This is a genomic window from Enterobacter sp. DC1, assembly GCF_000568075.1.
In the GTDB taxonomy this organism is placed as follows: Bacteria; Pseudomonadota; Gammaproteobacteria; order Enterobacterales; family Enterobacteriaceae; genus Enterobacter; species Enterobacter asburiae.
Map to the genome: position 1 here is coordinate 961,294 of NZ_AZUA01000001.1, position 13,934 is coordinate 975,227.

16 protein-coding genes are annotated in these 13,934 nt (G+C 57.2%); 4 read left to right on the forward strand and 12 right to left on the reverse strand.

Going from position 1 to position 13,934, the window contains the following annotated elements:
• Nucleotides 1–22: 22 nt before the first annotated feature.
• The gene (locus P346_RS16850; protein WP_075204843.1) at nucleotides 23–925 is read right to left on the reverse strand and encodes a LysR family transcriptional regulator; all 903 of its coding nucleotides are present in this window, start codon (nucleotides 923–925) and stop codon (nucleotides 23–25) included.
• Between the two features lie 145 nt (nucleotides 926–1,070).
• Between P346_RS16850 and P346_RS16845 the strand changes: the two genes are divergently transcribed.
• Nucleotides 1,071–2,285, forward strand: a complete 1,215-nt coding sequence (locus P346_RS16845; RefSeq protein ID WP_032658022.1) for an MFS transporter — start codon at nucleotides 1,071–1,073, stop codon at nucleotides 2,283–2,285.
• A 75-nt stretch (nucleotides 2,286–2,360) separates the two neighbouring features.
• Here P346_RS16845 and flgL read toward each other — a convergent pair whose 3' ends face one another.
• From flgL to flgB, 11 genes are all read right to left on the reverse strand, one after another.
• A complete protein-coding gene (gene flgL, locus P346_RS16840) occupies nucleotides 2,361–3,314 on the reverse strand; it encodes a flagellar hook-associated protein FlgL (protein WP_032658024.1) in 954 nt (317 codons plus the stop codon).
• 14 nt (nucleotides 3,315–3,328) lie between these two features.
• Nucleotides 3,329–4,969, reverse strand: coding sequence for a flagellar hook-associated protein FlgK (flgK, locus tag P346_RS16835; RefSeq protein ID WP_032658026.1), 1,641 nt, complete (start codon nucleotides 4,967–4,969; stop codon nucleotides 3,329–3,331).
• A 75-nt stretch (nucleotides 4,970–5,044) separates the two neighbouring features.
• The gene (gene flgJ / locus P346_RS16830; RefSeq protein WP_032658027.1) at nucleotides 5,045–5,998 is read right to left on the reverse strand and encodes a flagellar assembly peptidoglycan hydrolase FlgJ; all 954 of its coding nucleotides are present in this window, start codon (nucleotides 5,996–5,998) and stop codon (nucleotides 5,045–5,047) included.
• Nucleotides 5,998–7,095: a flagellar basal body P-ring protein FlgI gene (locus P346_RS16825; protein WP_029740346.1), complete on the reverse strand. Its 1,098-nt coding sequence runs from the start codon at nucleotides 7,093–7,095 to the stop codon at nucleotides 5,998–6,000. Before P346_RS16825 ends, flgJ begins: the two co-directional genes overlap by 1 nt.
• Before the next feature lie 12 nt (nucleotides 7,096–7,107).
• Entirely contained in the window at nucleotides 7,108–7,806 is a 699-nt protein-coding gene (flgH, locus tag P346_RS16820) for a flagellar basal body L-ring protein FlgH (protein ID WP_024909015.1), read from the reverse strand.
• Between the two features lie 57 nt (nucleotides 7,807–7,863).
• The gene (gene flgG, locus P346_RS16815; RefSeq protein WP_008500810.1) at nucleotides 7,864–8,646 is read right to left on the reverse strand and encodes a flagellar basal-body rod protein FlgG; all 783 of its coding nucleotides are present in this window, start codon (nucleotides 8,644–8,646) and stop codon (nucleotides 7,864–7,866) included.
• 11 nt (nucleotides 8,647–8,657) lie between these two features.
• Nucleotides 8,658–9,413 carry a flagellar basal body rod protein FlgF gene (locus tag P346_RS16810; protein WP_029740347.1) on the reverse strand — a complete coding sequence of 252 codons (756 nt, stop codon included), beginning with the start codon at nucleotides 9,411–9,413 and terminating at the stop codon, nucleotides 8,658–8,660.
• A 20-nt stretch (nucleotides 9,414–9,433) separates the two neighbouring features.
• On the reverse strand, nucleotides 9,434–10,684 hold the full coding sequence (flgE, locus tag P346_RS16805) for a flagellar hook protein FlgE (RefSeq protein ID WP_032658029.1): 1,251 nt from the start codon (nucleotides 10,682–10,684) through the stop codon (nucleotides 9,434–9,436).
• Nucleotides 10,685–10,710: 26 nt separating this feature from the next.
• Complete coding sequence (flgD, locus tag P346_RS16800) at nucleotides 10,711–11,421, reverse strand: flagellar hook assembly protein FlgD (protein ID WP_029740349.1); 711 nt, start codon at nucleotides 11,419–11,421, stop codon at nucleotides 10,711–10,713.
• An 11-nt stretch (nucleotides 11,422–11,432) separates the two neighbouring features.
• Nucleotides 11,433–11,837, reverse strand: a complete 405-nt coding sequence (flgC, locus tag P346_RS16795; RefSeq protein ID WP_008500814.1) for a flagellar basal body rod protein FlgC — start codon at nucleotides 11,835–11,837, stop codon at nucleotides 11,433–11,435.
• Nucleotides 11,838–11,840: 3 nt separating this feature from the next.
• Complete coding sequence (gene flgB, locus P346_RS16790) at nucleotides 11,841–12,257, reverse strand: flagellar basal body rod protein FlgB (protein WP_023311135.1); 417 nt, start codon at nucleotides 12,255–12,257, stop codon at nucleotides 11,841–11,843.
• A 157-nt stretch (nucleotides 12,258–12,414) separates the two neighbouring features.
• Here flgB and flgA point away from each other — a divergent pair, with 157 nt between their 5' ends.
• From flgA to flgN, 3 genes are all read left to right on the forward strand, one after another.
• Nucleotides 12,415–13,074, forward strand: a complete 660-nt coding sequence (gene flgA, locus P346_RS16785) for a flagellar basal body P-ring formation chaperone FlgA (RefSeq protein WP_032658030.1) — start codon at nucleotides 12,415–12,417, stop codon at nucleotides 13,072–13,074.
• A gap of 93 nt (nucleotides 13,075–13,167) precedes the next feature.
• On the forward strand, nucleotides 13,168–13,461 hold the full coding sequence (flgM, locus tag P346_RS16780; protein ID WP_023335261.1) for a flagellar biosynthesis anti-sigma factor FlgM: 294 nt from the start codon (nucleotides 13,168–13,170) through the stop codon (nucleotides 13,459–13,461).
• A 4-nt stretch (nucleotides 13,462–13,465) separates the two neighbouring features.
• The gene (gene flgN, locus P346_RS16775; protein ID WP_025755834.1) at nucleotides 13,466–13,891 is read left to right on the forward strand and encodes a flagella biosynthesis chaperone FlgN; all 426 of its coding nucleotides are present in this window, start codon (nucleotides 13,466–13,468) and stop codon (nucleotides 13,889–13,891) included.
• Nucleotides 13,892–13,934: the final 43 nt, after the last annotated feature.

Genomic DNA, 13,934 nt, shown 5'->3' on the forward strand with positions numbered 1-13,934 from the left:
CCGACCTTAGGGTCGGCTTTTTTTATGGCTGCTGTACGGGCTTTCTCATCCCGGTGACCTCCGGCATGACCTGCCGCATCAACTCCAGAAAACGCCGCAAGCGTGCCGGATAATAACGGGACCATGGATAAACCAGATGCACCGGTAACGCCGCTGGCTGCCAGTCTGGCAGCAAATGCACCAGCCGCCCTTCCCGAATATCATCCTGTACCGTCCAGCTGGATACCACCGCCACGCCAAGGCCGGTGAGCGCCGTATTGCGTGCGACATACAGGCTGTCGGTGCTCAGCCGTGGCGTAATAGCAATCCGCGCGGTGGCAGGTGATGCATCGTGAAAAAGCTCCACATGGCGCTGGTAGAAAGAGCTGATCGCTATCCAGGGAAACTGCTGCAAATCCTCCGGCGTGGTAACCGTTGGGAAACGGGCCAGCAGCGCCGGTGAAGCCACCACCGAGCGCGGCACTTCGGCCAGCAGCACGGACACGGTCGCCGGATCGACTTCCACGCCCACCCGAATCGCACAGTCAAGGTTGTCGCCGAGGAAGTCCGCCGACCGATCGTTGAGCATCCACTCAATCGAAAGCTGCGGATAGCGTTGCAAAAACTCGGTTACGGGTTTCAGAAGCTGGTCCTGACCAAACGCGTGGGGTGCCCGCACCCGCAGCACGCCTACGGGCTCATCTTCCGTCTGCCCCACCTCATCTTCCAGCGCCAGCCAGCTGTCAATCACCCGACGGGCGTGCTGATAGCAGCGCTCGCCGTCATCCGTCAGCCGCGTCGTGTGGGTGGTGCGCAGTATCAGGCGTACGCCCAGCATGGTCTCCAGCGACTGCAACCGTCTGCTTACCGTGGCCTGAGTGGTGGCCAGCTGCCGCGCCGCCGCAGAGAGGGAACCGGCCTCCACAATGCGGACAAACGTCCGCATTAACTCGACCCTGTCTATACGCTCAGCTCTTTTCATTGCATTTTCACTTATACGTTCAACGTATAAGCGTTTTACCACCGGGCCCGCTACCGTCGCAAGACGTACTAATAAAAAATAGCCTCACACGACGAATGAGGAACTTCTTATGAACACTACAACCGCCGCCCATGCCGTGAGCCGCTGGGTAATCTTAATGCTGGCGATCGGTGCAGGTTTCAGCGTGGCATCTATCTACTATGCTCAGCCTCTGCTGCCGCTGATGGGCGCAGACCTTCACCTGAGTATCGAAGGAATGGGCCTGGTCCCGACGCTCACCCAGGCGGGATATGCCCTGGGGATCCTGTTCCTGCTGCCGCTCGGCGATCGCCACGACCGCAGGACGTTAATCCTGATAAAGAGTGCGGCGCTGGCGCTGTTTCTTCTCGGCTGTAGCCTGACCGGGCAGATCCACTCTCTGCTGCTGGCAAGCCTGCTCATCGGCATGGCCGCCACCATGGCACAGGATATCGTCCCTGCCGCGGCTATCCTTGCGCCGGAAGGTAAACAGGGGAAAACCGTGGGCACGGTAATGACCGGGCTGCTGATGGGTATCTTATTATCCAGAACCGTGAGCGGCGTGGTGGGCGAAGCGTTTGGCTGGCGCGTCATGTACCAGCTGGCGGCGGCGAGCATTGCGTTCATCGGGGTGATGATGTGGTTTGTGCTTCCGCGTTTTGCCATTCACTCCACGCTGAGCTACCCCGCGCTGATGCGCTCAATGGAACATCTGTGGCGTCGCTATCCGGCGCTGCGCCGTGCGGCGCTGGCCCAGGGTTTTCTGTCGATTGCCTTTAGCGCCTTCTGGTCTACGCTTGCGGTCATGCTGCTGGAACGCTATCACCTGGGGAGTGCCGTCGCGGGGGGCTTTGGTATTGCAGGCGCCGCCGGTGCGTTAGCTGCTCCGCTGGCAGGAGGTCTGGCGGACAAACTGGGCGCAGGAAAAGTCACGCAGCTTGGTGCAGTCCTTGTGACCGTCTCATTCGCCCTGATGTTCCTGATGCCCGCGTTGGGCGTTCATGGACAGCTGATTCTGATCGCCATCTCCGCCGTCGGGTTCGACCTGGGCCTGCAGTCCAGCCTGGTCGCTCACCAGAACCTGGTTTACAGCCTTGAACCGCAGGCACGGGGTCGTCTCAACGCCCTGCTCTTTACGGTAGTCTTTATCGGGATGGCGCTGGGTTCCGCGTTAGGCAGCAATATCTACTCGCTGGCCGGCTGGACGGGCGTGGTCGCGCTGGCGACAGTCTGTGGCGTCATTGCGCTGGCAATCCGTCTGATAGAAAGCGCACGAGTCGCCTCCGCACCGGCGGAAGTTGCATAAAAAAAATGCCCAATCCAGACGGATTGGGCAACAGAACATACCCTGGCTAAGGACATGTTCCAGGAGGTCAAGATGTTATTTGTTCAGCTGGAACAGAGACATGCCCTGCATATCGCTAAACGCTTTATAAGACGCCTGCAAGGCCGCCTGCTGCATGGTGTAAGAGGAAATCGCTTCGTTCCAGTCAACATCCACCAGGTCACTCATCTGCTTGGTCTGACCCAGGGCGCGGTCATCACCCAGCGTATCGAGTTTTTCCAGCTCGTTCATCTTGGTTCCCACATCCGCAACGACCGTCAGGACGTTGTTCTGGGAATTTTTGATGCCGATTTGCGCATTAGCAATCACCTGGTTTTGCGCCGTTGCGGCGGCCGGATCGTTCTCAATCGGTGTCTTCAGCGAGGCAATAGCAGAATCCAGGATTTTGAACATGTTTGTTTCGCCATACCCACCGCCCGGCAGCTGTTCCGCGTTACTGGTAATGCTTTCGAAAATTTGCTGTCCGGTATGGCTAATGGTCATATTTCGCGCCGTATCAACCTGCTGGCTGATGGCCTCTGCGCCGCCGTTGTAATCCCCGGTCGCGGCATCAAACGGTGCGCTCTCGGTTTTGTATCCCGCAAAGATAAAACGACCATTACCGTCCGTCGTGTTGGCCAGGTTCATCAGCTGATCGCGGATCCCCTGAATATCGGTCGCCAGAGAAAGACGGTCGTCATCGCTTAATGTGCCGTTTGAGGCATAAACCAGCTTCTCGCGAACGCTTGAGATCGCGGTATTCACCTGAGATAACACGTTATCTTCCAGCGAGACCTTCTGGGTAGCAAAGGTACGCGCGAGCGCGAACTGGCTGTTTTGCGACTGAGACTGTGACAGAACGATGGCCTGCGACGCGGCGATAGGATCGTCCGAAGGACGATTGACGCGCTTGCCGGTAGACATCTGCTCACCGTAGCTCAGCCATCTGCTCTGGGAGTCGGTGATCCCACGCATGTTCTGCTCATACATCATCTGGGTGCTAATACGCATTGTTCACCTCAACCTTAACGAATGTTGATAATTGCATCGAAGAGCGTACTGGCAGTTTGTAGAACCTGGGCATTGGCCAGGTAATACTGCTGATAACGCTGCAAATTGCCATACTCTTCGTCGAGGTTTACCCCAGAGATGGTCTGCTGCTGCTTGATTAACTGCGTTTCCACATTGGCTTTCGTCTGGCTACTCACCTTCAGTGACGCCGTTGAGCTACCGACGGTACTGACGAGAGAGGCATACGCATCGTTGAAGGTTTTGTTGCCCCCCACCACTTTAGCGTTTTGCAGATCGAGCAGTTTTTGGCCGTTACGGTTGTCGCTTTCGCCGCCGTTTTGCACCGACGCCATCGCCAGTTTGGACTCGTCGCTGATCGCGAGATCCATGTTCATGATGACGTTGGAAACGGGCTTCACGGTGAAACTGTCTTTGGTATTTGCCGTGCCGCTGACGTTGATGTTAAGGCCATCAAACGACAGATTACCGCTGGCATCCGGGCTCATCGTAAAGCTGGTTTTGTCTGACGTGCGGGTAACCGTCCAGTCAGTGCCGTTAAACTGCAGCTTATAGTCTGTCGCCTGGACCTGTTTGCTGTCCGTCACAGAAGCCGTAACAACGGCAGAGCCGCCGTTCTTGCTGTTGGACAGGACCGCCGGAGAACCGAAGTTGAACAGCTTACCGCCCGCATCACCGTTCGCATCAAAACCGGCTTCATGCTGCGTGTTCATCGCATCGGCAAAGGCCAGCGCCATCTGGTTCAGAGTGTTACGGGCTTTATCCAGATCTTCAGCACGGAATGTCAGTAAACCGCCTAAAGAACCGGTGGTGATAAGTTTCTCCGGGATCTCAATATTACCCGCCACGTCATCGACGTAGGCGATAGTGGTACGAGCCGGATCGGCGCTGGACTTCACGGCCGCCAGCTGGCTGGCTTTGCTGCCCTGCACCAGGCTGTAACCGTTGCCGAGAGAGATGTTAAACGTGCCGCTATCCTGCACGGAGACTTCCACGCCCACGATTTTGTTCAGTTCGGTCACGAGCTGATCGCGCTGGTCGAGCAGGTCGTTAGGCGAAGCGCCCGCGCCAACGCCGGTCAGACGGGAAATCTGATCGTTCAGATTCGCAATCTGTGTCGCGTAGTTGTTGATCTGAGACACGCTGCTTGAGATGGCGGTATTGACCTGCGTATCCTGGTCACGCAGATACTGATCGTTGGTTTTGAACTGATTGACCAGACCACCCGCTTTACCCAGCACCGTCTGACGTGCAGCCGGGTCTTCCGCGTTGCTCACCAGGGTTTGCAGGCTTTTGAAGAAGTCCTGCAGGGTGGTGGACAGCGAGTTGGTGGTATCGGAAAGCACATCGTCAATTTTTGACATCTGCTGATAGCGCGTCGTCAGACCGCTGCTCTGCGTCTGCGCGGCGCGCAGCTGGTTGGTGATGAAGGCGTCATACTCACGCTGGACACCGGAGACATAAACCCCGTTACCCACCCAGCCACCGCCGGTCAGCGTGCTGTTAGAGGCGCCCAGCACCGTGGTCTGGCGGGTGTAACCTGCCACGTTATAGCTTGAAATATTATTACTGACGGTATTGAGTGCCGACTGCGCGGCACTGAGGCCACTCATGGCGCTGTTAATCAAACTGGACATGGGGGTTCCTTTTATACGTTCAGACACGAGTCCTGATGAAGGTTATCGGCAACCTCCACCGGGACTTGAGAACTTTCAGAACAGATTTTCAATATCTGTGCTATAGGCTTTGCTGACCTTCTCGCCCATGGATTTCAGCTGCTGGATCATGCTGGTGAGCTTGCGTGCATAGTTCGGATCAGTCGCGTAGCCCGCGTTTTGTAAGGCCTGAGCGCCCTGCTCCGCCGTCGCCGCCTGCGTAACGGCGGTATAACGCGGATTTCGGCTCAGCAGACCAACGTAGTCGGACAATGCTTCCAGATAGGAGCTGTAGACGCGGAATTTTGCTTTGACCTTCACCGCCGCACCGTTCTCGTATTCGGTGGTCGTGATCTCCGTCGTCGGCCCCTTCCAGCTGGAGGTGGCCTTCACGCCGAAGATGTTGAAGCTCGGCTCGCCGTTTTCCTTGCGGATCTGGCGCTGACCCCAGCCCGACTCCAGCGCGGCCTGCGCCAGAATCAGGTGATGCGGCACGCCGCTCTGTTCGCTGGCAAGGCGCGCGGGTAGAGAAAGCTGCGCCAGGAAGTCTTTGCTGTCACCGGAGAGCGGCTCATCGCCGCTGCCCGTGGCTTTTGGCATCGCTTTACGCACCATTTGCGTCAGCGCCTGGTTCTGATAACTGGTCACCGTTTCAATGTCGAACTTCATCGGCACCTGCTGCGGCGCGTCCTCAGGCTGGATCCCCTGCGCGGCTGCGGTCTGTTTCACAATCATGTCAGCCAGACCGAGGCCTTTACCGGCGGTCATCTGCTGCGCAATCTGCTGGTCATACATGCTGGTGTAGAGACGCGTTGAATCACTGCTGAACATCCCGTCTTTCGGCAGGGTTTCACGCATGCTTTTCAGCATCATCTGTACAAACATCCCTTCCACCTGGCGGGCGACCGGGCGGATGTTCGCCGCCGGGTCTTTGCCTGCTTTGGTTTTCAGTTCGTTGAGCGACTGGGCGTCCCAGGCTGCACTGGTCAACAGTTTGCTATCTGTCAGCATTAGATGATTTCCAGTTTGGCGCGCAGGCAGCCCGCGCTTTGCATCGATTGCAGGATGGACATCAGATCCATCGGCGTTGCGCCCAGAGCGTTCAGGGCACGCACCACGCTGTTCAGGTTGGCGCTGGAGCGAACGCTCTGCAGCGACCCGCCGCTCTGACGCATATCAATCTGCGTTTGCGGCGTCACCACCGTCTGACCGCCACCAAATGGCGTATTCGGCTGGCTCACGTTCGCGGAGCGGTTTACCGTCACGGAGAGGTTACCCTGCGCCACGGCGCAGCTGTCCAGCGACACTTCCCGGTTCATCACCACCGAGCCGGTACGGGAGTTGATGATCACTTTCGCGTCCTGAACCGGAACGTTAACTTCCATATTCTGGATATCCGCCAGCATGCGCACCTGGTTGCTGCTGCCGGTGGAGGTGCGGATCTGCACGGTGCGCGCATCGAGTGCCGTTGCGTTACCGTAGCCGCGGCTGCGGTTGATGGTATCGGCAATTTGCTGCGCCATCGTGAAGTCTTCATTATTAAGCTGCAGGTTGATGGTGTTGCCCGCGCCAAACTGGGTCGGCAGTTCACGCTCAATGATCGCACCGTTGGTGATACGTCCACCGTTCAGCTGGTTCACCTGCACGCTGCTTCCGCCTGCGGATGCACCCGCACCGCCAACCAGAATGTTCCCCTGCGCCAGCGCATAGACCTGGCTGTCAACGCCTTTCAGCGGGGTCATCAGCAGCGTACCGCCGCGCAGGCTTTTGGCGTTACCCATTGAGGAGACCACCACATCAATGGTCTGCCCCTGACGCGCAAACGCAGGGTAGGACGCGGTGACCATTACCGCGGCCACGTTTTTCAGCTGCATGTTGGTTCCCGCCGGCACGGTAATGCCGAGCTGGGAAAGCATGTTGTTCAGGCTTTGGGTGGTGAACGGCGTCTGGGTCGTCTGGTCACCGGTACCATCCAGACCAACCACCAGGCCATAGCCAATCAGGGAGTTTTCGCGAACGCCCTGAACGCTGGTGAGGTCGCGAATACGGTCAGCCTGGGCAAACGTGGCCACCAGCGCAAGCGCCACGGCGAAGATCGATTTAAACATGGGTCACCTCGCTTACATCGGCGATAAATTAAGGAAGAAGCGCTGCAGCCAACCCATATTTTGCGCTTCATTGATATAGCCGTTGCCGACATACTCAATGCGCGCATCCGCCACCTGGGTGGACGGAACGGTGTTGGTGCCGCTGATGGTGCGAGGGTTAACCACGCCCGAGAAGCGAATGAATTCAGTGCCCTGGTTGATGGCGATCTGCTTTTCACCCACAACGTGCAAGTTGCCGTTAACCAGTACCTGGTCAACCGTGACCGTCAGCGTACCGCTGAAGGTGTTGCTGGCGTTCGCGCCGCCTTTGCCGTTAAAGGTGTTGCCGCCGGACGCGTTCACATCAGCACGCGCGTTGCCGAACAGCCCTTCGAGATAGCGTGGCACGGTATCGAAGCCAAAATTGGTTTTGCCATCGCGGCTGGCGTTCGCCGACGAGCTCTTGCTCGCGCTGACGTTTTCCTGCAGCACAATGGTCAATGTATCGCCGACGTTACGCGGGCGGCGATCTTCAAACAGCGGCTGATAGCCGTAATTAATCGGCTGCGCGGTCTGGAAAATGGAGCCGTTTACCACTGGCGCGGGGCCAGGAACGGGTTGGGCAGTCGTCGCACCCTGGACCAATGGTTTAGACGGGATCAAAGCACACCCGCTGAGGGTGACAGCCAGAACAGTCAGTATCGGATAACGAAACGCCGCGTTTTTTTGCATTGCCTTCATCTTCGAAAACAGGGAGCCGGTGCGGCGTTTACCGCACCGGGCTACACCTTAGAGTTGCGTCAGTTTCTGCAGCATCTGGTCGGTCGTCGACACTGCTTTACTGTTAATTTCATACGCGCGCTGAACCTGGATCATATTCACCAGCTCTTCCGCCACGTTCACGTTGGACGTTTCAACATAACCCTGGTACAGCAGACCCGCACCGTTCAGGCCCGGGGTGCTCTCATTCGGCGTACCGGAGGATTGCGTTTCGGTGTAGAGGTTCTCACCAATGCTTTCCAGACCGGTATCGTTCATGAAGGTGGTCAGGTTGAGCTGCCCAACCTGAACCGGCGCGGCCTGTCCCTGCTGGGTCACGCTGACCACACCGTCACGTCCGATGGTGATGCTCAGGGCGTTCGCCGGGATGGTAATCGCAGGCTGAACCTGGAAACCGCCCGCCGTCACCAGCTGACCGTTCTGATCGACCTGGAACGAACCGTCGCGGGTATAGGCAGAGGTCCCGTCAGGCAGCTGCACCTGGAAGAAGCCCTGGCCTTTGATCGCCACGTCTTTACTGTTGTTGGTCTGAGACAGGTTGCCCTGGCTGTGCAGACGCTCGGTGGCCACCGGGCGAACGCCGGTACCGATCTGCAGGCCCGACGGCAGCGTCGTCTGTTCAGAAGACTGCGCGCCCGGCTGGCGGATGGTTTGATAAAGCAAATCTTCGAAAACGGCACGCTGACGCTTGAAACCATTGGTGCTCACGTTTGCCAGGTTGTTGGCAATCACGTCCATATTGGTTTGCTGGGCGTCCAGGCCTGTTTTCGCGATCCATAAAGAACTGATCATAAGGAGTCCTGTTAACTCATAGCCAGAAGTTGGTTAGCCTTGCCCGCGTTTTCATCCACGCTGCTGATGATCTTCATCTGCATTTCAAAACGACGGGCGCTGGCGATCATGTCGCTCATGGCGGCTACCGGCTTGACGTTGCTGCCTTCCAGAACGCCGGACATTACGCGAATGCTCGGATCGGCCTGTAACGTGGCACCACGCGTCGCCTGCGCCGCCTGGGTCAGACGGAACATGCCGTCGTCGCCACGCTGCACGTCTTTGCCTTCCGCCTTAACCAGCTTCAGACGTCCGACGGGTGCAACGGTGTTGGCCGGGTCGCCCGGGTTCAGCGCCGAAATGGTGCCGTCCGCGGCGATAGTCAGCTCAGAGCCTTCCGGCACGGTCAGCGGACCCGCTTCACCCATCACCGGATGACCCTGAATCGTCAGCTGGCCCGTCGCGCTCACCTGGATATTGCCGTTACGGGTATAGCCTTCGCTGCCGTCCGCCGTTTGCACCGCCAGCCAGCCGTCCTGCTGCAGGGCAACGTCCAGCGGGCGTGAGGTGTAGTCCATCTGCCCTGGCGTCATATCTGCGCCAGGGGTTGATGCCGTCACCAGCGTACGGGTCGGCAGGGACAGCCCTTCTACCGGCACCGCGCGCAGCGCATTAAGCTGCGCACGAAAGCCCGGCGTAGAGGCGTTTGCCAGGTTGCTGGCGGTAACGGCCTGCTGATTGAGCGTCTGACTTGCCGCGCCCATCGCGGTATATATTGCGTGATCCATTGCGCTTTCCTGTTAGCCGCTTAACGCAGGTTAACCAGCGTGTTGAGGATCTGGTCCTGGGTTTTGATGGTCTGCGCGTTCGACTGATAGTTACGCTGCGCGACGATCATGTTCACCAGTTCTTTACTCATATCCACGTTGGAGGCTTCCAGCGCGCCGTTGGTCAGCTTGCCGAAGTTGCCGGTGCCTGCGGTACCCAGCAGCGCCACGCCGGAGGACTGGGAGGCAGACCAGACGTTGTCACCTTCCGATTTCAGGCCTTCGTTGTTAGCGAAGTTTGCCAGCACGATCTGACCCAGAACCTGAGACTGTTCGTTAGAGTAGCTTCCCACCACGGTGCCATCGTCGTTGATCTGGTAGCTCACCAGGTCGCCAGGCTTGTAGCCGTTCTGACTGGTTGCCACAACGCTGTTTGCACCGGTGTTCTGCTGCATGGAGTTCAGGAAACTCAGGGAGAAGGTCGCCGCCGTCGCACCGCTGACAGAACCCGTGGTGATGTTAATGGCCGGCGTGGCGTTTGGCGTTGCGCTCAGTACACCCGCAGCGTCGTAGTTATAAACACCCGCCAGGTTACCGTTCGCATCAAAGTTCATCTGCGCCGCTTTTGCTGCTGTAGAACCCGCAACGCTGCCGTCCTGAGTGTAAAGATCCCATTTGTTGTTGGCCGTCTTCACGTAGTAGACGTACATGTTATGGGCGTTACCCTGGCTGTCGAATACGGTCACGGTACCTTTTTTGTTATAGGTATCCGGGTTGGTCGCATCGAACGGGGCAGTTTGAACAGGATCGGTTGAGTTCAGGTTGATCTGCTGCGTCGCGGTGGTGGTTGATTTCGCCGCCATCAGGGTATTCGGGATAGTAATCGCCTGAGGGTTTGCACCGGTCTGAACGGTTGGAGGTGTTCCTGCTGCCGGGTAGCCCGTCAGCTGCATGCCCTGCATGTTAACCAGCGTACGGTTTTCGTCCAGCTTGAACTGACCGTTACGGCTGTAGAACACAGAACCGTTGGAATCGACCATACGGAAGAAACCGTTCTGGCTGATGGCAACGTCCAGACCACGACCGGTGTTGGTGGTGGTGCCGTCGGTAAAGTCCTGAGTGATGCCCGCAACTTTCACGCCCAGGCCGACTTTGGAACCGGCAAACATGTCCGCAAATGAAGCAGAACCGGATTTAAAACCATAGGTCGCGGAGTTGGCGATGTTGTTGCCAATGACGTCCAGGTTGGTGGCCGCAGCATTCAGGCCGCTGACCGCTTGAGAAAAGGCCATGACTTACTCCTGATAAGTGTTAAGGCTTAGATAATCTGCCGAACTTCGTCGAGTGTGGTGGAACCAGAGGTTCCCAAATCCAGTTTGTTGCCGTCGCTTCCTTTAATCACGCCCTGAACCAGCGCGAACTGCAGCGGCTGCGCCACCAGCTGGGTCGTCCCGTTGCTGGCGCTGATCGCTACTTTGTAAGAACCGTTTGGCGCTTTAGTGCCGTCGGTCAGGCTGCCATCCCACGTAAAGGTGTGAACGCCCGCCTTCAGCTCGCCGATATCAATGGTGCGAACCACCACGTTATTGGCATCCATGATCGTTGCAGTGACCTTCTCAGCCGCCTGCTGGAGCTCAACGCCAAACGGCGTGGTGGTCGTTGTGGTGTTGCCTTCAGTGGTGCTGGTGCCCGCCAGAATCGTGGTTCCCGGGATCATCACCCCGTGGCCAATCAGGCTTGCCGCCTGCAGAGACTGGGCGCTGTTAATCTGCCCGGAGACGGAGCCGAGGGTGGTGTTGAGTTTCTCAATGCCGCTCACGGTGCTGATCTGCGCAAGCTGCGTGGTCAGTTCGTTGTTCTGCATTGGGTTGGTGGGATCCTGGTTCTTAAGCTGCGCCACCAGCAGCGTCAGAAAGCTGCCCTGAAGATCGGAGGCATTGCTCCCGGTGAGGGAGTTAGAACCCGTCGTACTCTTCGTGTTATTAACACCCGAGTTCGTAGGATCATTCACATTTACGGCGATGGACATGCATGTCTCCTTTACTGGCCGAGAGTGAGCGTTTTGAGCATCATGCTCTTCACGGTATTAAGCACTTCGACGTTGGCCTGGTAGCTACGGGAAGCCGACATGGAGTTCACCATCTCACCTACCACATCCACGTTTGGCATTTTCACGTATCCGCTGGCATCCGCGAGCGGGTTACCCGGCTCATACACCAGCCTGTCCGGCGCCTGGCTCTCTACCACATCAGACACTTTCACGCCGCCCGTCGCCGCGCCCGGCGCAGCATCGACCTGAAAGACAACCTGTTTGGCCCGATACGGCTGGCCGTCTGGTCCGGTTACGCTGTCGGCGTTCGCCAGGTTACTGGCAGCCACGTTCAGGCGTTTGGACTGCGCGGTTAACGCCGAACCGGCAATATCAAAAATATTCAACAAGGCCATCTATCAGTTCCCCCCCTGCAGGACGTTCATCATGCCTTTGATTTGTCCGCCGAGTACGGTCAGGCCCGTCTGGTATTTCAGGCTGTTATCGGCAAACTGCGTACGCTCCCTGTCCATATCCACGGTGTTACCGTCGAGTGAGGGCTGATCGGGAATGCGGTAAAGTAAATCGGTCGCTGGCGCGGTCATCGCCTGAGCAGGAATATGGCGAGAGGATGTCATGGCAAGTGCAACACCCGTTCCTTCGGCACGTCCACGCTCCATCACCTTTTTGAGTTCACTGGAAAAATCAATATCGCGCGCCTGAAACCCTGGGGTATCGGCGTTAGCGATGTTGGCGGCTAAAATCTCCTGCCGCTGGGCACGTAAATTGAGCGCTTCCTGCTGAAAACGTAACGCGGCGTCGAGTTTATCGAGCATGTCTCCTCCGCTGATGGCAAAATTTCAGTTCACAGCTTAAATCTCACCCGGTCTCCCCTATCGACGGAATAAGCGCAAAATGCGTCGCTATTTATTGCGTTGATGCAAAACCACTGCAGGTAGAATTCATTCAACTCTGGAAACGGTGGAACTTGCGATGCAAACGTTAAAACGTGCCCTGATGGCAACTTTCTTGCTGTTTAGCCCTCTGGTGCAGGCTGAAGGCTTACAGGATCAGCTCACGGCTTTTTTTGCTGAAAAGCTGGCGGGCTTTAGCGATGACGTTAACGTTACCGTGCGCACCCCACCGAATCTGTACCCTGGCTGTGACCAGCCGTCATTCAGCGTGACGGGAACCACCCGGCTGTGGGGAAATGTGAACGTGCTGGCACGCTGCGCCAATGAAAAACGCTATTTACAGGTTGCAGTTCAGGCGACGGGCAATTATGTTGTCGCCGCCGTGCCGATTGCGCGCGGCAGCGTGCTGCAGACGAACAGCGTGACGTTGAAGCGCGGCCGTCTGGATCAGCTGCCTCCACGCACCATGCTGGAAATGAACCAGGCACAGGACGCCGTCAGCCTGCGCGATGTCGCCCCCGGCCAGCCGATACAGCTCTCAATGCTGCGTCAGTCATGGCGGGTCAAAGCGGGTCAACAGGTGATGGTGGTGGCCAACGGAGATGGCTTTAGCATCAACAGTGAAGGGAAAGCGTTAAACAATGCCGCGGTGGCGCAAAACGCCCGCGTCAGAATGTCCTCAGGCCAGGTGGTGAGCGGAACCGTCGATTCTGATGGGAATATTCTGATTAACCTATAATCTTTTTAAAGATTTCGCGGCGCGTGCCGATAAATATTCCACTAATGATGATGTCAGGCGCAAACGCCGCGAACCCTCGATGAGGACAACACTATGAGCATTGATCGTACATCAGCCCTGAAGCCGGTAAGCGCTGTACAACCTCGCGAAACGAATGACGCGACGACGCAGAAAACGCGTCTGGAAAAACCGTCAACGTCCAACAGCACCAGCGTAACCCTGAGCGACGCGCAGGCAAAACTGATGCAGCCAGGCAGCAACGATATCAATATGGAACGTGTTGAAGCGCTGAAAACGGCTATTCGTAACGGTGAGCTGAAAATGGACACCAGCAAAATCGCTGACGCCCTGATTCAGGAAGCACAGAGTTTCTTACAGAGTAACTAACCGTATGAGTCGACTGTCAGAAATACTGGATCAAATGACGGTTGTTCTTAACGACCTGAAAACGGTAATGGACGCTGAACAGCAGCATCTCTCTTCCGGTCACATCAACGGCAGCGCGCTGCAGCGTATTACTGAAGATAAGAGTTCGCTACTGGCGACGCTGGATTATCTGGAGCAGCAGCGCCGCGCTGAGCAGGATCCTAAGCGCAGCGCCAATGACGATATTGTTGAGCGCTGGCAAACCATTACCGAAAAAACCCAGCACCTGCGCGACCTTAACCAGCACAACGGCTGGCTACTGGAAGGTCAGATTGAGCGTAATCAGCAGGCGCTTGAGGTGTTGAAACCGCATAAAGAAACCGGACTGTACGGTGCGGATGGTCAAACAGCGACTGCGCGTATTGCGGGAGTTAAAAAGATTTCGATTTGACGCCTGTGCGACAAATCATGCAGCGGGGAGCACCATAAGGTGA